The following is a 17,539-nucleotide window of genomic DNA, read 5'->3' as shown; positions in this document are numbered from 1 at the left end:
TGGGCACAAATCACTTCGCCCCTTCTCTCATAAATACCACTTTGACGGTCTTTAACAATATTTCAATATCTTTCCAGATGGTCCAATCATCAATATAAGCCACGTCCAGCTTGACAACATCATCAAAGTCCGTGATTTTACTACGACCACTCACCTGCCATAGACCAGTAATTCCTGGCTTAAAACTAAGACGACGTTTCTGTTCAGGAGTATATTTTTCATACTCATCAAGTGTTGGGGGACGTGTCCCAACCAAACTCATATCTCCCATTAAAACATTCCAAAACTGAGGGAGTTCATCTAGACTGGTCTTACGGATAAATCTCCCTATCTTTGTTATACGAGGATCATCATCGACTTTAAACATACCACCTTGCATGGTATTTTGTTCAAGGAGCTCTTGTTTCTTTTTCTCAGCATCCACGCACATAGATCTAAATTTATAAAAAGTGAAATGTCGACCATTTTTTCCGATACGAGTTTGAGAAAAAATAGCGGGTCCGCCATCTTTTCGAATCACCGGAACCAAAACAATACTCACCAATCCACAAATAAGTAGTCCGATAATCGAACCTATGATATCAATGAAACGTTTAGCAATGACGTGGCTTGTCTTATAAAATTTTGTGGAAAACGTAATGACATTCAAGCCTGCCATTCCGCGAATCTTTTTATCGCTACCTAGATAGTTATTGAAAGCATTCAGGTTGACTGTCACGTCAATTCCCATTGTTTCAAAAAGAGAGATGAACTCCCCAATGTCATACTCTTCACTTGGTAAATTGATAAAAACTTCATCAACAACTTCATGGGTAGCAAAGTCTAAGATGTTCTCTGCAGGTACAACGGTTACGGATGCATGCTGAAAACTAGGCTGATCCAAAACACTGACCGCCACCAATTCCCAAAAAATATCTCCCGACTCTATCAGTCTATCTACAACTTTCTCAACTCTAGAAGTAGCTGTTATCAAGAATATCTTTTTACTCCCCTTGAAATTTGGAAATATACGTCTCCTATAGCGTTTAATACACAGATTCAACAAATACAACAAAATAGAATGTATTGTCAAAAAATAAATCATGCCTCGTCTAGAGATACTAAAACGATTTTCTAAAAAGAAGTTTGAAATACTGATGGCTAAAGCAAAGAAAACGATATATTTTGTAGTGCTGATAAACTCAGCCAAATAACCCCTTTTAAAAAGATCACGCCCATAATCACTGATGTTAAAAACAACAAAATGCAGAATGAACAAGATGATAACAGAGGTGTTCACAATCTCTGTTTCTCTAACAAAACTAAGTACATAAGCTAATATAATGACAAGAAAACTCTGGATTACCGCCAAAGTAATCTTCAATCCTTTTTCTTCCACAATATCTTCCCCAAGCTATCTCTTATTTTTTACCGTAAGAGCCATAAGCTCCATATGATCCATATTTTTCAACCGAGGTATTCAATTTATTCAGCACAATTCCTAAGAACGGTTTGCTTATCTGTTCCAATTGCTCTTTGGTTTTTTGAATATCACGCTGGTTTGTTTCACCAGCTGCAGTCACCAAGATTGAAGCATCACATTTCTGAGTGATGATAGCCGCATCAATCACAACCCCGATAGGAGCGGTGTCCACAATGATGTAATCGAAGTACTTGCGCAAAGTATCAAGCATAGTCTTAAAATTCTCACTTTGCAATAAAGCTGTTGGATTTGGGGAAACGGTACCAGCTTGAATGACAAACAAATTTTCAACATCCGTATCACATAATCCTTGTGATAAATCTGTTGTCCCTGATAAAAATTCTGTTAGTCCCGTAATCCTTTCACGCGATTTAAAAATACCTGACATGACAGAATTACGAATATCGGCGTCAATTAAAAGCGTCTTATATCCAGCACGCGCAAAGGCCCAAGCAATATTGGTAGAAGTAGTTGACTTCCCTTCCCCCGGTTTTACTGATGTAATGGAAATAACTTTTAAGTTATTTCCGCTCAATTGTATATTGGTACGAAGCGCATTGTAATATTCCTCTGCTTTTCTTGCCTGATTCAATTTTTTGTGTGCGATTTCTAACGTTGGCATTCTTCTCTCCTATTTCAATTTATCCAGATTTGGAACAACTCCTAATAATGCAATTTGCATAACATCCTCAACGTCTTCTGGTCGTTTAACCCGTGTGTCTAGGAGTTCGATAAGAATAACAGTAGCAATCATCACAACTGCTCCAGCAAGAAATCCAATCATGGTATTACGACGAATGTTTGGTGAAGATGGCGAGGTTGCTGGACGAGCCTCTTCGAGTGTCGTCACATCTGAAACCCGTGTAACACTAATAATCTTTTGAGCTGCAACCTCTCTCAATGAGTTGGCAATACGACTTGCTTCTTCAGGTGCACGATCTGTAACAGAGATCGATACGATACGTGTATCAACCGGAACTGTTACCTTAACTTTTTTAGTCAAATCCTTTGGAGAAAGATCCAGTTTCAAATCCGTTGCAACCTTCTCCAAAACGTCTTGCGAAAGAATAATTTCGCGATAGTCTTTAACCAAGTAAGATCCTGCTTGCAAATCTTGGTTTGTTGGCCCTGACTTATCTCCCTGATTACGATTAACTACATAGATACGTGTCGTACTGGTATATTCAGGTTTTACGATAAAGCTACTGTAGGCAAAGGCTACTACCCCAGTTACGATTGCTACCAGTGCAATTAGAAATTTCCGTTTCCAAAGAATTTTAAGCAATTGAAACACATCAATTTCCATCATATTTTGTTCTTTCATTGTTTCTCCTAAATCAATTGATCCATTATTATTTTTCGTGGGTTATCTTTGAAAAGTTCCTTCGCCTTATCTTCGCCATACTTTTTAGCAATGATATCATAGGCTTCTTCCATATGAGGTGGTCTACGATCCAAGTTATGCATATCACTAGCAATGACATGAACTAGATCACGTTCCAAGAAATACTGTGCTCTCTTTTTCATGAATTTGTAGGTTTCTCCAAAGAGTTTTGGTTTCAAGACATGAGAACTATTGACCTGGGTATAGCACCCCATATCAATCAGCTCCCGAACTCGCTTTTCATTATTTTCTAGAGCATCATAACGCTCAATATGGGCAATAACTGGTGCAATCCCTAACATGAGAATATCGCTCAGTCCTTTATGTATATCTCGATAGGGTGTATTCATACTAAACTCAATCAAAGCATAGTGACTATCATTGAGGGTTGGAATCAATTTCTTTTCCAATTTTTCGACAACATCTGGCGTATAGTATATTTCTGCACCATAAGCGATGACAAGATCATCTGCCACCTCCTTGGCCATTTCGCGAACTTTCAAAAAGTTAGTTGCTATTTTCTCTTCTGGCGTCTCAAACATCCCTTTCCGACGATGAGACGTTGAAACAATGGTCCTAACCCCTTGACTATAGGCTTCTCTTAAAAGGTTTTTACTCTCCTCTATCGACTTCGGACCATCATCCACATCAAAAACGATGTGTGAATGGATGTCTATCATGCTACTTCCCCTCCATCACATCTTTGATAGCTGCCTTGGCTGCAGCCAAGCTACTTTCATCAATTTCCATCATATAGAGGTTGCTATCTGGCATAGCGTAGGATGGAAGATCCGTTCTACCAGTTCCCTTTAAGTCTTGGGAATTAACCTTATACTGACCACCACTATCCAACTGTGTATTAATCAAGTCCATCATGGTTTCCAAAGGCATATTAGTCTGAAGAGAGTCTTGCAATCCTTGAATAATGTTGTCATAATTCTTTAAAGCATCCGTTGATGTTAACTTCTGAATGATGGCAACAATGACTTTTTGCTGGTTCCGACCGCGGTCGCGGTCTCCATCCGCTAGAGAGTAGCGTTCGCGGACAAAACCAAGGGCTTTTTCAGAGTCTAGATGGACATTCCCGACAGGAAAATGGTACTGCCCATGCAAAGAAGTGAAATCTTGGTCATTATAAACATCCACACCACCTAGAAGGTCAATCAATTTCAAGAAAGAGGTGAAATTCAAACGAACATAGTAGTTAATATCAACTCCATATAGGTTTTCCAAGGTATGAATTGATGAGTCCACTCCATAAATCCCTGCGTGAGTCAATTTATCCTTTTGATTATTTCCTCCGTCCGCAATCGGAACATAAGAATCTCGAGGTGTTGTAGTGAGAAGGATTTTCTTGGTATCTCGATTTACAGTCATCAAGATGTTGACGTCTGAACGCGAAACTGAACTGATAGGACCGTAGGTATCAATACCACTGATATAAATATTAAAGGATTGATTCTTAGATACCTTTGGTGCCGCAACATCCTTGGTTAGTTTTTTCGTATAGATTTTCTTAATCTTCGAAGCATAATCTGGATACTCTGCTTCAATGATATTTTCAAAGACACTGTTCAAGACAATCGCTTTCGCATCACCTGAAATCAAGCTCTTATAGGCTGCTAAGTAAGATGCACTTTGTTCAACCGTCAAGTCTTTGCTCTGAGTCGTCTTAATATCCGCTATCAATTTTTGGATATTGTCATTATCCGTTTCAGCCGGACCTGTCACACTATCCAACTGGGTAACGTTGTTGATTTCACTATCTTTTAAAACCACAACACTCATCGAATACTCTGAGTAGTTTGATGTCGCATTGATGTGATTAGTCAAGCCCACAAATTGGTGCAGAGCAAATAGCGAAACCGAACTAGTCAACACCGCAAGTACCAAAAAGAAAATCGTGAACTTTTCGGCTTTCTTATATACTATTAAAAGTAGAGCTGCGACAGCAGATAGTAAAACTAGAACGGTAGCTAAGATATTGAGATGCCTAAAGGCTAGGATGTTATGTCTAAAAATTAAGAACAACAAAGAGCCACTCAATAATAAATAAATGGCTAATAAAGCTATATTAATACTTCGTTTCACATTTCCTGAACGATTTCTCTTTGAACGTTTACTCATGGCAATCCCCTATACACGTTAATAATTATGATTATTATATCACAATCATGAAAGAAATTCCATCCATTCCTGATATTATCAGCGCTTTCATTCATTTTTTCTTAGCTATATTTTGAATTTATGACTTCCATTAACGGAATCCTTGATAAAACAAAAACAAGGCCCCTTATTATGGGGCCCCATTTCTGTTTTTATTTGACATGATTTTCAAACTCTTTTTGGCTCTTTTCAATAGCCTTTTTACTTTCTGCTTCCCACTTAGCCTTGGCATCGTCGAATTGTTTCTTGGTAACAGGGTCTTTTTGCAATCTCATGTACTTATAATTATTTCCGTCACCCTTGATACCCACTAGGGAGTAGGCACGTGTAAACGGAGTTACTTTGGTTACAGAGGCTGTACCACCATTTGACATGGCAGACATGACTAGAGAATTGTCAATCATCCAAGCTTGAGCTTCAGCGTATTTTTCATAACGCTTAGCGACATCTTTGTTCTCGGCATCTGCTTCTTTTAGTAGTTGTGTATAGGTATCTAACCCTAGACTCTTGATGAGTTCTTGGTCTTCCTTGGCATCAAAGCCAAAAATCTTGAGATAGAAGCCGGTTTCAGCATTGAAGGGGTCTAGATAAGTTGATGGATCCTGGTAATCACCAACCCAACCATCAAAGTTTAGGTCGTAGTCACGAGCTGCTGGATTTGGTGCTAGGAAGGCAACATTTCCAAAGTCATCTGTAGAAAGCTGTTGAACATCAATGACGATATTGTCAGAACCTAGTACTGTTTCAAGGGTTTGTTTAACCGAGTTCATACCAGAAACCGCATTTTTATTCGTCTGATCAACAGGGACATCCAAATGGATTGGGAAAGTCACGCCTTGAGCTTCCAATTCCTTTTTAGCTTCTGCAAATTTTGCTTGGGCCTTTTCCTTGTTAAAGTAAGCATCTTGAGCGTCTGCAAAATTGATACCTGACCACTCAGTTCCATAGTTTACAAGTTTAGAAGCTGTCACTTCTCCAAAGGTCTTATCTCCCACCTGAACAAATGTTGGGGGAACCAGAGTATTACGAAGGGTTTTGCTCGCTGCTTCTTCACCGTTAGATTGAGCAGAGTAGGCTGTTCGATCAATACCAAAGTTGATAGCCTGACGGAAATTTTTATTTAAGATAGCTGTTTGAGCTGATTTCTTTTGTTCGTCCGTTGTTTTAGCGGTATGATTATAGGTTTTGCGGTTGACGTTAAAGTTAAAGTACCATGATGTCTTGTCTTGTAAGCTATAGACGATATTGTCTTGGTATTTTTCTTTTGTCTTAGCATAGTTCGAACTATTTGGATAGACTCCTGCAATCGAGTAAGCACCACTTTCAAAGTTTCGAATGGTCATCTCCTGATCTGACCCATCAAAGTAAGCTAACTTAACTTTTTCAATGGTTACTTTATCATGGTCATAATAGTGTGGATTCTTCACATATTCGATCGAAGATTTTGATGTGAAATCTTTTAACAGATATGGACCATTATAAAGGATACTGTCTGGTGTCAAGGTACCAAAATCTTTATCCTTTGATTTCAAGAACTCTTCGTTGACTGGGAAAAGAATACTATTGGTTGTCTTTGAATTCCAATACGGTTCTGGTCGAGTCAAAGTGTACTCGACTGTGTAATCATCCAAGGCTTTGACACCGACAGTTGAAAAGTCATTGGTCACACCCGTCACATAGTCATTCAATCCCTTGATTGAATTTTGGATCAGATCCATGGCTTGCCCCTTATTGTCCGCGGCATATTTGATCCCAGTGACAAAATCCTGAGCTTTGACTGAAGCGTATTCCTCACCATCAGCCGTATACCACTTGGCATCTTTTCTAAGCTTGTAGGTATAGGTCAAACCATCTGATGAAACAGACCAATCCTCCGCAAGAGCAGGTACGAGGTTCCCATAGCTGTCATTTTCTAACAAACCATCTACGAGATTGGTAATAACGGCAGTGTTATCCGCATAATAATCTAGAAGATAGTTAAAAGTTGTCGGATTTGCACTAAATGTTGATGAATAAGTGCTAGTATCTGTATTGGACTGTCCACATGACGAGAGCAAAATACCTGTCGCTAAGACAAGACCTGTCCCGATTAGTCTTTTTTTCATTTTGATCATCATTCACTCCTTTATGTCACTTTTTATAACATAACCATATTTTATCAAATTTATTCAAAAATGTAAAGTTGCTGCTTTTATGACAACTGGTGTCTCAAAACAAAAAGGAAGCACAGTTTCCTGCAACTTCCTTGTCTATTTATAGATTACTTGACGTGTTTTTCAAGTTCTTTTTGGTATTTGGCATTTGTCTCGATTTTTTCTTGTTGCCATTTCTTGAAGGCTTCTTCGTATTCTTTTGCAGTCACAACGTCATTTTGCAACTCCAAACCTTTGAACACAAATGGGTCTCCCTTGATCCCGACTTGAGAGTAAGCTTTTGTAAATGGTACAGTACGGCTAACCGTTGGAGAACCACCTGAAGAAGCAACTGGGATTAAAAGTGAACTATCCGATACCCAAGCTTGAGCTTTAGCATATTTTTCATAACGCTTGTTAAGGTCGCTTGTTTCAGCTGCAGCGTCATCCAAGAGTTTCTTGTATTCGTCCAATCCAACTTGAGCCATCACTTCTGGATCATTTCCGCGCTTAATCCCCAAGTGTTTAAGGGCAGAACCCTTCTTAGCATCAAGGATGTTGAGGTAGGTAGCTGGGTCTTGATAGTCTGGCCCCCAACCAGTTCCGTTCAAGTCATAGTCTTTTTGGGATGGAACCTTGGCTTGAGATGTAATGCTCAATTTCTCATTATCGGTCATTTGAAGGACATCGACAATGACATTTTCAGTACCAAGTGATGATTCGATAGACTGCTTGAGTGAGTTGGTTTGTTGAACCGCGATTACATCTGTTTGTTCAACGGGGATATCCAAATGGATTGGGAAGGTAACACCCTTGGCTTGCAATTCTTCCTTGGCTTTAGCAAAGGCTGCCTTAGCTTTTTCAGGACTGTAAATCGTATCCTTGCCATCTGTAAGGGCTACATCTTTCCACTGGTCTCCATATGAAACGAGCTCTGCCTGTGCCAACTCTCCAAAGGTTTTTTCACCCACTTGAACGTAGTCATGAGGCACTAGGCTGTTACGGATAATCTTGTTCGCACCTTCTTCACCATTCAACTGAGCAGTATAAGAATGACGGTCAAGAGCAAAGTTCAGCGCCTGACGGAAGTTCTTGTTGAGAAGAGCTTCTTTCGTTGAAGTTTTTTGAGCCTCGTCTGTTTTGGCTGTTTTATTATAAGATTGGCGGTTTACGTTAACAGTGAGGTAGTAGCTTGTCGCTTCTTGTGGACTATAAACAATCTTATCGCCGTACTCTTGTTTAGTTGACTCAAAATTTGAACTTGTTGGGAAGAGACGAGCTGTTGTATAGGCACCTTGTGTAAAGCTACGAATCAAAGATTCTTGGTCTGATCCATCGTAGAAAGTTAGTTTAATATTGTCAATCTTGACATTGTCCTTATCCCAGTAGTTTGGATTCTTTTCATATTCGATGACTGATTTTGAAGTCAATGATTTCAAGAAATAAGGACCATTATATAGGATACCTGATGGGGTTGGTGCACCGTAGTCGCTCCCTTTAGAATTCAAAAATTCTTCATTAACTGGCAGCATGGTTGCAGTTGTGACCTTAGAGTTCCAGAAACTTTCTGGTTTGTTGAGCGTGTATTCTACCGTGTAATCATCAACAGCCTTAACTCCTACGGTAGAGAAATCATTGCTCTCACCACTAACATACTCTGCCAAACCTTTGATAGAATCCTGAATCAAAGAAAGACCATCTGATTTTCCGTCAGCAGCATGTTTAAGCCCAGTAACAAAGTCTTTGGCCTTAACTTCAGCGTATTCTTCTCCATCAGAAGTATACCATTTTACACCCTTACGAAGTTTGTAGGTGTAAGTCAAACCATCCTTTGAAACAGACCAGTCTTCTGCAAGTGATGGAATTAAGTTCCCATACTTATCATTTTCCAAAAGACCATCAACAACGTTTGCTATAACGTCAGAGGTTGAGCTCTTGCTCGTCACACTATAATCCAAAGAAGATGGATCCATAGCGTAGACATAAGAGAAAGTCTTGGGAGCATCCGCTTTCTTTTCACTTTGCCCACAAGCAGTTAACAGTAGGGCTGCACTCAAAACAGCACCTGCTCCTAAGAGCCACTTTTTCGATTTCATAAGTAATCTCCTTAAAGATAGTGTTTTCACCATTATACCCTATTTTTTCATAAAAGCAAGGACTTTAGCCAGATTTTTTAGAAAATTCTAACAAATATTTTTTAGAGGCTTTTCTATATATTTTTTAGTAAAAGAACCCCAAGCATCAAAGGCTTGAGGTTCACTTATTTTAATCCGTTAGTTCCACACAGAAGGCATCCCATGGAGCCAAGGTTTGTTTTTCAACTGCTTCTTTAGCAGTAGTGTTTTCAATCAAGATTGACTTAACTCTTCCTTCTACTGAAAAGTTTTGTTTTTCATTGGACAAGTTAGCCACAACTAGGAAACGACGGTCACCGTCCTTACGGATATAAGCAAAGATCTTGTCAGCTGTATCAAGCAATTCAAAGTCAGCTCGAATCAGCCAGCTGTTCTCCTTACGGATTTGCACGAGTTTTTGATAAGTATAGAAAATCGAATCTGGGTTTGCTAGTGCTTCTTGAACGTTGATTTCTTGATAGTTTGGATTAACTGCCAACCAAGGTTGACCTGTTGAGAAGCCAGCGTTGTTGCTCTCGTCCCATTGCATCGGGGTACGGGCATTATCACGTCCGATGACACGGATACTGTCCATAATTTCCTCGAGCGGAACACCTTTTTCAAGAGCTTCACGCGCATAGTTGAGGGATTCAATATCTTCTACTTGGTCCAGTGTTTCAAAAGGATAGTTGGTCATTCCAATCTCTTCACCCTGATAGATATAAGGCGTCCCTCTCATGAGATGAAGCAAAATCGCAAAGGCTTTAGCAGATTTTTCACGGTATTCTTGCTCATTTCCCCAGATAGAGACGATGCGAGGAAGGTCATGATTGTTCCAGAAGAGGGAATTCCAGCCGTCTTCAACTCCTAACTCTGTCTGCCATTTGTTGAAGATTTCTTTCAACTTCCCTACATTTAACTCTTTTTGGTAGTGCCACTTAGGTTGCCCTTCTTGATATTGAAGACAGATGTGTTCAAACTGGAAGACCATAGACAATTCTTGTCCCTTTGGATCAGAGTAGAATTTGGCAATCTCTGGCGTTGCCCCCCATGTTTCCCCTACTGTCAAAAGATCTTTGTCGCCAAAGGTCGCCTGATTCATTTCCTTGAGATAGGGATGGAGCATAGGACCATTATTCACTACCTTCTCATCAGGAATTTTCCCAATCATGTCAATGACATCCATACGGAAACCACCAATACCTTTATCAATCCAGAAGTTCATCATCTCATAGATTTTCTGACGAAGTTTTTCATTCTCCCAGTTGAGATCCGGCTGTTTCTTACTGAAAAAGTGGAGATAGTATTGACCCGACTTTTCATCGTATTCCCAAGCAGACCCACTAAAGATAGACTCCAAATCATTGGGCTCATCTCGCCAGATATAGTAGTCACGCTCAGGGCTATCAGGATTCTCACAAGCCTTGACAAACCATGCGTGTTCATCTGAGGTATGATTGACCACCAAGTCCATGATAATTCGAATATCACGTTTCTTAGCTTCTGCGATGAGTTGGTCCATGTCCTCCATGGTTCCGAAAATAGCTGCAATCGCTTGATAATCAGCAATATCGTAGCCATTATCATCCATAGGGCTATCATAAACAGGAGAAAGCCAAATCGCTGTGATTCCTAACTTGGCTAGATAGTCCAACTTACTAGTAATTCCTGGCAAATCGCCAATCCCATCTCCGTTGCTATCCATAAAACTCTTTGGATAGACTTGATAGACTACGGCATTGTGCCACCATTTTTCTTGCATCTTCTTACCTCATTATTTTAATAATCTATAGTCTATGATAGCGCTTTTTTAAACTTAGTGCAAGCGTTTGCCTAATCTTTTTGATTTCTTTTTTGACTCCGTAGTTTCCTATCTTCCAATTTTTTATTATAATAGAGATCAGAGGTAAAAAAATGAAAAAACAAGCTTTTAGTTCTGAACAATATTTGAATCTACAGCGCGATCATATCTTGGAGCGCATCAACCAATTTGACGGCAAGCTCTATTTGGAGTTTGGTGGCAAAATGTTAGAAGATTTCCACGCTGCTCGTGTCCTTCCTGGTTATGAGCCTGACAATAAAATCAAGCTCTTGCAAGAATTGAAAGAGCAGGTTGAAGTTGTGATCGCCATTAACGCAAGCAACATCGAGCATTCTAAAGCGCGTGGCGACCTAGGCATTTCTTATGACCAAGAAGTTCTTCGTTTGATTGATAAATTTAACGAATTGGGAATTTTTGTTGGCTCAGTTGTCATCACACAATACGCTGGCCAACCTGCTGCAGATGCCTTTCGCAACCAGTTAGATAAAAATGGGATTGATTCTTATCTTCATTATCCAATCAAAGGATATCCGACGGATATGGATCACATTATTTCTCCCGAAGGCATGGGGAAAAACGACTACATCAAAACCAGTCGCAACTTAATCGTCGTAACCGCTCCTGGACCTGGTTCTGGAAAATTGGCAACTTGTATGTCCAATATGTACCATGACCAACTCAATGGCATCAAGTCTGGTTACGCTAAGTTTGAAACCTTCCCAGTCTGGAACCTGCCCCTTCATCATCCAGTCAACTTGGCCTATGAGGCTGCCACCGCAGACCTTGACGATGTCAATATGATTGACCCTTTCCATCTCCAAACCTACGGAGAAACCACTGTCAACTACAACCGTGATATCGAAATCTTCCCAGTTCTCAAACGTATGTTGGAACGTATCCTAGGTGAATCTCCATACGCTTCACCAACAGACATGGGTGTCAACATGGTTGGTTTCGCTATTACAGATGATGAAGCTGCTGTCGAAGCTTCTAAACAAGAAATCATCCGTCGCTACTATCAAACTGTTCTTGATTTTAAAGCTGAAAAAGTCGGAGAAACTGCTGTCAAGAAGATTGAACTTCTCATGAACGACCTCGGTATCACACCTGCAGACCGCAAGGTTGCTGTCGCAGCACGCCAAAAGGCAGAAGAAACTGGTGGCCCTGCCCTAGCCCTTGAATTGCCAAATGGGGAAATCGTGACTGGTAAAAACTCTGAACTCTTTGGTCCTACAGCTGCTGCCTTGATCAATGCTATCAAAAAATCAGCTGACATCGCTAAGGAAGTGAAACTAATCGAGCCTGAAGTCGTCAAACCAATTCAAGGTCTTAAAATCGATCATCTAGGTAGCCGCAATCCTCGCCTCCACTCAAATGAAATTTTGATTGCACTTGCAATCACAGCTATGGAAAATCCTGATGCTGCGCGTGCCATGGAAGAACTTGGGAATCTCAAAGGAAGCGAAGCTCATTCAACCATCATCTTGACCGATGAAGACAAGAACGTCCTTCGCAAACTAGGTATCAACGTAACCTTTGACCCATTCTACCAATACGATCGCTTGTATCGCAAATAAATAAACAAGGCTGGACAAAAACTCAATTCGAGATAAAAATCCAGTAAATCTTTACATAATAAAAAAATCAAACGCATAATATCAAGTCTTTTGGACACTTGGTATTATGCGTTTTTATGATTTTTCCATCCTCATTTATTTCAATGAAATTGTCAACTCGACAGAGGCTCCTCCTTGGTCTAGATTGAGCAGGGTCAGACGACCACCATGCAAGAGAGCTACCTGCTTAGAAAAGGCTAAGCCGATACCATGATGGGGATTAGCTGAATTGCGGCTTTGGTCACTCTGATAAAAGAGCCGTTCCGCTCCTAGCAGCATCTCCTCTGAAAATGCAGGTCCATTGTTCCAGATAGCAAAAACCAACTGGTCCTGCTGCACTGATACCATCAGCTTGACTTCCTTTTGATTCTGGTCTGCATGTTCAAGCGCATTCAGTAAAATATTGAGCAAAGCTCGCTTGAGATAGTCCAAATGAATGGACAATCTCAAGCTAAGATCACAATCTTCTTGGAGGTAGAAACGATGGCTTTCCTGTTTGCTGAACAGTGCCCAATCATCCTGTAGATAAGCCAAAAAGTCCCCTAAGGAAAGCTGAATGAACTGATTAGAATCAATCTGAAAAGTCTTAGCGTAATCAATCAAAGAGCCACAATACTCTTCCATCTTGTGACTAGCCTGCAAAATCTCAGCAGCATAGTCTGCCTGTGGATGGCCCAACTGCGCCAATTCCAAGAGCTCAGCGTTCCCTTTAATCACAGTTAGGGGCGTCTTCAAATCGTGCGATGTCGCTGACAGCTGTAAAATCAACTCCTGATTATGCTGCTGCTCTCTTTCTAGAAGACGAGCATTTTCTTGGTGGCTGCTCCGTAAATCGCTATAGACTTCTAGCATTTCCTCAATCCGAAAAAGCTGACTTTGATTTTCTTCTAAAAGCTTCTCGCTCTTTAGCATTTTTATTTCCCTGTCGATTTTTCGGAGCAATTTCAAAATATGATAAAAAGTAATCAGCAGCAAGCTCCCTGCCCAGAAGAACAAGGTGAAAAGAACGTAATCACTTCCTTGCGTAAATTCATAGCCTATAAGCACAAAAATCAAAACATGGAAAAAGACGATTTTTAAACTGGTTGTCCAAACTAGGCTTTTGAAATTTCGGGTTCTAATTGCCATCTATAGCCTACTCCTCTCACTGTTGCGATTGCTTGCAGCCCTTCTTGTTTGCATTTTTGGCGAATCTGATATACGTATTCTGAGATGGAGCGAAGCTGTGTTTCTGAGCTTTCTGGGTAAAGCAAGGTATGCAGGCGTTCAGCTGAAAAGGTCTGCTTGGGATTGCTAGCTAGTAAATGCAGCAACTTAAACTCTCGCTCTGAAAATTTCAAGACTTTACCAAAATAGGCAACTTCATAGCGCTCTGGATAAAATTGACAAGAAGCAATTTCAGAATATCGCTCCTCCCGTCTTTCCTCCCGCCGAAGATGAGCTCTGACACGCGCCAGCAATTCTTTGGTCCCAAAAGGCTTGACAATATAGTCATCTGCTCCTCGAAAGAGCCCTTCCACCTTGTCCGCCTCTAACTCCTTAGCTGTCAGAAAGATAATTGGACACGAAAGATGAGGACGAATGTAGGAACACAGCTCAAAACCATTAACAGGCTCCATCATCACATCTAGCAGAATCAAATCATATCCTACAAAATCCGTCAGCTCGAGCTCTTCTATCCGATCAAGCGTCGTCACGTCATAAGCATCTAGCTCTAGGACGTTTTTCACCAGCTTTAAAATGCTCCGGTCGTCATCAACCACCAAAATACGATACTGTCTCATGATTTCCATTATAGCATACCTCTAGCGAACATCTCGTTTCAAGGTCAAGAATATAGCAGAGCTCCAAATCAAAGCTAGCCAGAACAGCTGTATTCCCAACCCTGATAGATCTATTGAATGCTGAAGCCCTTCATACTCAAAAAGATTTAGCGTAGCCAGATCGGGCAGGTACTTTGCTTCTTTGATAAAAGTTGTCAATAAACGGCTAAGACCAATCAAGAGAGGAAATAGCACCGACACCGGCACAACCCAAGATTGAAAGAGCAAAGCGAGACCAGCAGCTAAAAGAGCCAGAAAAAGATTGCTGAGAAGACCAAAAGAGCTGTAATAGAGGAATTTCCCCAGTAAGGGCCAGCTAAAGTCTAGGTCAAATCGAGCCAGCATAACAAAGAAACAGCTGCCTATCATGACACTGTAGAGAACCAAGAGCAGAACGGCCAGAAAAAGGAATTTCCCAGCCAACCAAGCCTTTCTATTTGATACGGTTAGAAAATTCGTTCGCATCCCAGACTTGACAAACTCCTGGGCAAAATAGAGGGAAGTAAAGATGACGATGACAGGCTGCGCCAGATAGAGAGCATGCAAAGCTTCACTCAGAGCCTTTGTCTGGCCAACTGCTGTCTGACTGTAGTCAAGATTCATCAGAAAAAAAGGAACGACTACCAGAGCCACCAAGGCGACACCAAGAACGAGATAGTAAGAACGAAACTTAATCCATTCACTTTTAAGCAGAGCTTTTATCATCAGTAGCGTCCTCCTAAATCCGTCTTCAAAAAGCGCAGAGAGGCCATGACGCCGATGACTAGCAACCATACGCTTAGTATCAAGAGTCCTTGCAAGGGATTGTTGGCATATTGGGAAGTCGGCGTTGCAACAAATAACTCTCCTGCGGGCTGTGGCAGATAAGCACCCCAACTCGTATGAGCTGCCAGGTAGTTTCCCAGATTATAGAGCTGGGGCACAAGAAAGAGTAAGGGAAGCAACATCGTCCGCCCAAGCAATCCCAATAAAAAGGACAAGAGACCTAGCAATGCAGTAGCTAGTGCCTTCCATAAAAGATGACTCCAGGCAGCTTGATTAAGTAAAATTGGATGTAGCCCTTCTTTTCCTAAAGCCAAGTGCATGACAATATAGCTCAAATAAATGGATAACAAGCTAATGATGAGTGAAAACAAACCAAAGGTCAATATTTTCCCCATAAGTAGCTTCAAGCGGTTATTACAAGCCAATAGACTGGTTCGCAAGCTATGAGACTGAAATTCCGTTGCTCCCAAAATTCCAGATAAGATGACTAAAACCATACCACCCATAGAAGCGCCATTAAGACCTAGATATTCAAGCGGATCAATAGCTTCTGCCAGACCGGGAACCGTCTCAGGGGTCGCATCTAAACCGATAGACAGATACTGACGTCCCTCTAGCCATGACACAACAGGTACCAATAACAGCATAAAGACCACACTTACCCTGAAAGCCTTGGTTGATTGGATTTTCAACCACTCTGAATGCAATAAGGACATCGTTTCTTTCATCTTAAACCTCCTCTGTTAAGTCGAAGAAGAGCTCTTCTAAACTATCTGTTCCTTGTAATACATCTTCTAGCGTTCCCTGTTCGATAATTTGCCCATGATGAATCAAGACTACATCATCTGTTACCATTTGTACCTCAGACAGAATATGAGAGGATAGAAGGACGGTTTTCCCTAAATCAGCCTGCTGGCGAATAAACCTTCTAAACCACTTAATCCCACTTGGATCCAGTCCATTGGTCGGCTCATCTAATATTAAAAACTGGGGATCACCTAGTAAAGCTACTGCCAACCCCAGGCGCTGCCCCTCTCCTAGAGACAGGCTTGATAAGAAATCCTTTTTCTTATGAGCGATCCCAGTCATATCCAATACCTCATCAATCCGAAACTTCGGAATAGCATTACTTGCAGCAATAATATGCAGATGGTCGTAAACCTTTCTATTTGGCAGACCTCCAATACCGTCAAAAGCTGCACCTACTGTTTTGAGAGGATAAATCATTGACTGATAGGTTTGCCCATCAAAAGTCGCAGTTCCTGCTGTCGCCCGATCTAAGCCCAAGAGAATCCTCAAGGTCGAGCTTTTTCCTGCACCATTATGTCCTAGAAAAGCCGTAATGCGACCACTCCTAGCTGTAAAAGAAATATCCTTTAAAATTTGCTTGTCTCCATATTTTTTAGAAACACGATCAATTTTTACAATATGTTCCATACTGAACTCCTTTGTCTTTATTTTCTCCAGTATACCCAATCTAGTTCAGAATTAGTTCAGAGATTAAACAGAAATTTCAGAAAAAGTTGATCCAATTTTCAAAATTCACCTTAGTTCCACTAGAAAAACTAAACTTTTCTTTCACAAGGTATTCTTCTCTCCATTCTTTCTTTATAATTCTGAGGTTTATGTATAGAGACTTTATTATCATTCTAGTACCAAAAAGTCATTTATCAAACTCCATCAACAGCACCCTTTATGTTATAATGAAAGAAGAAAACTGAAAGGAACTACCATGTCAAAAGAAGTTATTGTTGAAAGTTTTGAACTTGACCACACCATTGTTAAAGCCCCCTATGTTCGCTTGATTGGGGAAGAAACCGGACCAAAGGGAGATGTCATCTCCAACTTTGATATTCGCTTGGTACAGCCAAATGAGGACTCTATCCCTACTGCTGGGCTTCACACTATCGAACACCTCTTGGCAAAACTCATCCGTACCCGCATTGACGGCATGATTGACTGTTCGCCATTTGGCTGCCGTACAGGTTTTCACATGATTATGTGGGGACGCCATACCAGTGCTGAAATTGCTGCTGTTATTAAAGATTCGCTCAAGGAAATCGCTGAAACCACTACTTGGGAAGATGTTCCTGGAACAACCATCGAATCTTGCGGAAACTACAAGGACCACAGCCTCTTTTCTGCTAAAGAATGGGCGAAACTCATCCTGGAACAAGGAATCTCAGATGATGCCTTTGAGCGCCATATCATCTAAACACAAAAAGGAACCAGCTTTTAGCTAGTTCCTTCTTTTT

At 40.7% G+C, this 17,539-nt stretch carries 15 protein-coding genes; 2 read left to right on the top strand and 13 right to left on the bottom strand.

The annotated features are described in order from the left end of the window. Positions 1 to 10: 10 nt before the first annotated feature. The 8 genes from MK396_RS02155 to MK396_RS02120 form a co-directional block, all read right to left on the bottom strand. Complete coding sequence (locus MK396_RS02155; RefSeq protein WP_268723512.1) at positions 11 to 1,378, bottom strand: sugar transferase; 1,368 nt, start codon at positions 1,376 to 1,378, stop codon at positions 11 to 13. Positions 1,379 to 1,400: 22 nt separating this feature from the next. Further along, positions 1,401 to 2,084 (bottom strand): tyrosine-protein kinase, encoded by a 684-nt coding sequence (locus tag MK396_RS02150; protein WP_268723511.1) that lies wholly within the window; start codon positions 2,082 to 2,084, stop codon positions 1,401 to 1,403. A 9-nt stretch (positions 2,085 to 2,093) separates the two neighbouring features. Further along, entirely contained in the window at positions 2,094 to 2,786 is a 693-nt protein-coding gene (gene cpsC / locus MK396_RS02145) for a capsular polysaccharide biosynthesis protein CpsC (protein ID WP_125841004.1), read from the bottom strand. A gap of 8 nt (positions 2,787 to 2,794) precedes the next feature. Then, complete coding sequence (gene cps4B / locus MK396_RS02140; protein WP_268723510.1) at positions 2,795 to 3,526, bottom strand: capsular polysaccharide biosynthesis protein Cps4B; 732 nt, start codon at positions 3,524 to 3,526, stop codon at positions 2,795 to 2,797. Position 3,527: 1 nt separating this feature from the next. Further along, a complete protein-coding gene (locus MK396_RS02135; protein ID WP_268723509.1) occupies positions 3,528 to 4,973 on the bottom strand; it encodes an LCP family protein in 1,446 nt (481 codons plus the stop codon). Positions 4,974 to 5,164: 191 nt separating this feature from the next. Then, entirely contained in the window at positions 5,165 to 7,126 is a 1,962-nt protein-coding gene (locus MK396_RS02130; protein WP_268723508.1) for a peptide ABC transporter substrate-binding protein, read from the bottom strand. A gap of 146 nt (positions 7,127 to 7,272) precedes the next feature. After that, positions 7,273 to 9,240, bottom strand: a complete 1,968-nt coding sequence (locus MK396_RS02125) for a peptide ABC transporter substrate-binding protein (RefSeq protein WP_042902874.1) — start codon at positions 9,238 to 9,240, stop codon at positions 7,273 to 7,275. A gap of 169 nt (positions 9,241 to 9,409) precedes the next feature. Then, positions 9,410 to 11,020, bottom strand: a complete 1,611-nt coding sequence (locus tag MK396_RS02120; RefSeq protein ID WP_042902875.1) for a glycoside hydrolase family 13 protein — start codon at positions 11,018 to 11,020, stop codon at positions 9,410 to 9,412. 152 nt (positions 11,021 to 11,172) lie between these two features. Between MK396_RS02120 and MK396_RS02115 the strand changes: the two genes are divergently transcribed. Then, positions 11,173 to 12,657, top strand: coding sequence for a DUF1846 domain-containing protein (locus MK396_RS02115; RefSeq protein ID WP_042902876.1), 1,485 nt, complete (start codon positions 11,173 to 11,175; stop codon positions 12,655 to 12,657). 135 nt (positions 12,658 to 12,792) lie between these two features. On the opposite strand, the gene MK396_RS02110 is transcribed toward MK396_RS02115, so the two are convergent. Genes MK396_RS02110 through MK396_RS02090 form a run of 5 tightly spaced genes read right to left on the bottom strand, consistent with a single transcriptional unit; the run spans position 12,793 to position 16,721 of the window. Further along, complete coding sequence (locus MK396_RS02110; RefSeq protein WP_268723507.1) at positions 12,793 to 13,824, bottom strand: sensor histidine kinase; 1,032 nt, start codon at positions 13,822 to 13,824, stop codon at positions 12,793 to 12,795. After that, positions 13,791 to 14,489, bottom strand: coding sequence for a response regulator transcription factor (locus MK396_RS02105; protein ID WP_000404920.1), 699 nt, complete (start codon positions 14,487 to 14,489; stop codon positions 13,791 to 13,793). The genes MK396_RS02110 and MK396_RS02105 overlap by 34 nt, the downstream gene beginning before the upstream one ends. A gap of 12 nt (positions 14,490 to 14,501) precedes the next feature. Continuing rightward, a complete protein-coding gene (locus tag MK396_RS02100) occupies positions 14,502 to 15,224 on the bottom strand; it encodes a hypothetical protein (protein WP_000588279.1) in 723 nt (240 codons plus the stop codon). Continuing rightward, positions 15,224 to 16,012: a lantibiotic ABC transporter permease gene (locus MK396_RS02095; RefSeq protein ID WP_000665373.1), complete on the bottom strand. Its 789-nt coding sequence runs from the start codon at positions 16,010 to 16,012 to the stop codon at positions 15,224 to 15,226. The genes MK396_RS02100 and MK396_RS02095 overlap by 1 nt, the downstream gene beginning before the upstream one ends. A 1-nt stretch (position 16,013) precedes the next feature. Then, the gene (locus MK396_RS02090; protein WP_000400162.1) at positions 16,014 to 16,721 is read right to left on the bottom strand and encodes an ABC transporter ATP-binding protein; all 708 of its coding nucleotides are present in this window, start codon (positions 16,719 to 16,721) and stop codon (positions 16,014 to 16,016) included. A 295-nt stretch (positions 16,722 to 17,016) separates the two neighbouring features. On the opposite strand from MK396_RS02090, the gene MK396_RS02085 reads away from it, so the two are divergent. Beyond that, positions 17,017 to 17,499 (top strand): S-ribosylhomocysteine lyase, encoded by a 483-nt coding sequence (locus tag MK396_RS02085; protein WP_000032556.1) that lies wholly within the window; start codon positions 17,017 to 17,019, stop codon positions 17,497 to 17,499. Positions 17,500 to 17,539 lie beyond the last annotated feature (40 nt).

Source organism: Streptococcus oralis, assembly GCF_026782235.1.
GTDB classification, from domain to species: Bacteria; Bacillota; Bacilli; order Lactobacillales; family Streptococcaceae; genus Streptococcus; species Streptococcus oralis_CC.
Note: the sequence above shows the minus strand (reverse complement) of the source record. Positions and strands in the feature narration are given on the sequence as shown.

Coding starts and splice junctions, on each gene's coding strand:
- MK396_RS02130 (WP_268723508.1), bottom strand. CDS start 7,126: ATGATCAAAATGAAAAAAAGACTAATCGGGACAGGTCTTGTCTTAGCG.
- MK396_RS02125 (WP_042902874.1), bottom strand. CDS start 9,240: ATGAAATCGAAAAAGTGGCTCTTAGGAGCAGGTGCTGTTTTGAGTGCA.
- MK396_RS02150 (WP_268723511.1), bottom strand. CDS start 2,084: ATGCCAACGTTAGAAATCGCACACAAAAAATTGAATCAGGCAAGAAAA.
- MK396_RS02085 (WP_000032556.1), top strand. CDS start 17,017: ATGTCAAAAGAAGTTATTGTTGAAAGTTTTGAACTTGACCACACCATT.
- MK396_RS02135 (WP_268723509.1), bottom strand. CDS start 4,973: ATGAGTAAACGTTCAAAGAGAAATCGTTCAGGAAATGTGAAACGAAGT.
- cpsC (WP_125841004.1), bottom strand. CDS start 2,786: ATGAAAGAACAAAATATGATGGAAATTGATGTGTTTCAATTGCTTAAA.
- MK396_RS02110 (WP_268723507.1), bottom strand. CDS start 13,824: ATGGCAATTAGAACCCGAAATTTCAAAAGCCTAGTTTGGACAACCAGT.
- MK396_RS02115 (WP_042902876.1), top strand. CDS start 11,173: ATGAAAAAACAAGCTTTTAGTTCTGAACAATATTTGAATCTACAGCGC.
- MK396_RS02095 (WP_000665373.1), bottom strand. CDS start 16,012: ATGAAAGAAACGATGTCCTTATTGCATTCAGAGTGGTTGAAAATCCAA.
- MK396_RS02090 (WP_000400162.1), bottom strand. CDS start 16,721: ATGGAACATATTGTAAAAATTGATCGTGTTTCTAAAAAATATGGAGAC.
- MK396_RS02120 (WP_042902875.1), bottom strand. CDS start 11,020: ATGCAAGAAAAATGGTGGCACAATGCCGTAGTCTATCAAGTCTATCCA.
- cps4B (WP_268723510.1), bottom strand. CDS start 3,526: ATGATAGACATCCATTCACACATCGTTTTTGATGTGGATGATGGTCCG.
- MK396_RS02105 (WP_000404920.1), bottom strand. CDS start 14,489: ATGGAAATCATGAGACAGTATCGTATTTTGGTGGTTGATGACGACCGG.
- MK396_RS02100 (WP_000588279.1), bottom strand. CDS start 15,224: ATGATAAAAGCTCTGCTTAAAAGTGAATGGATTAAGTTTCGTTCTTAC.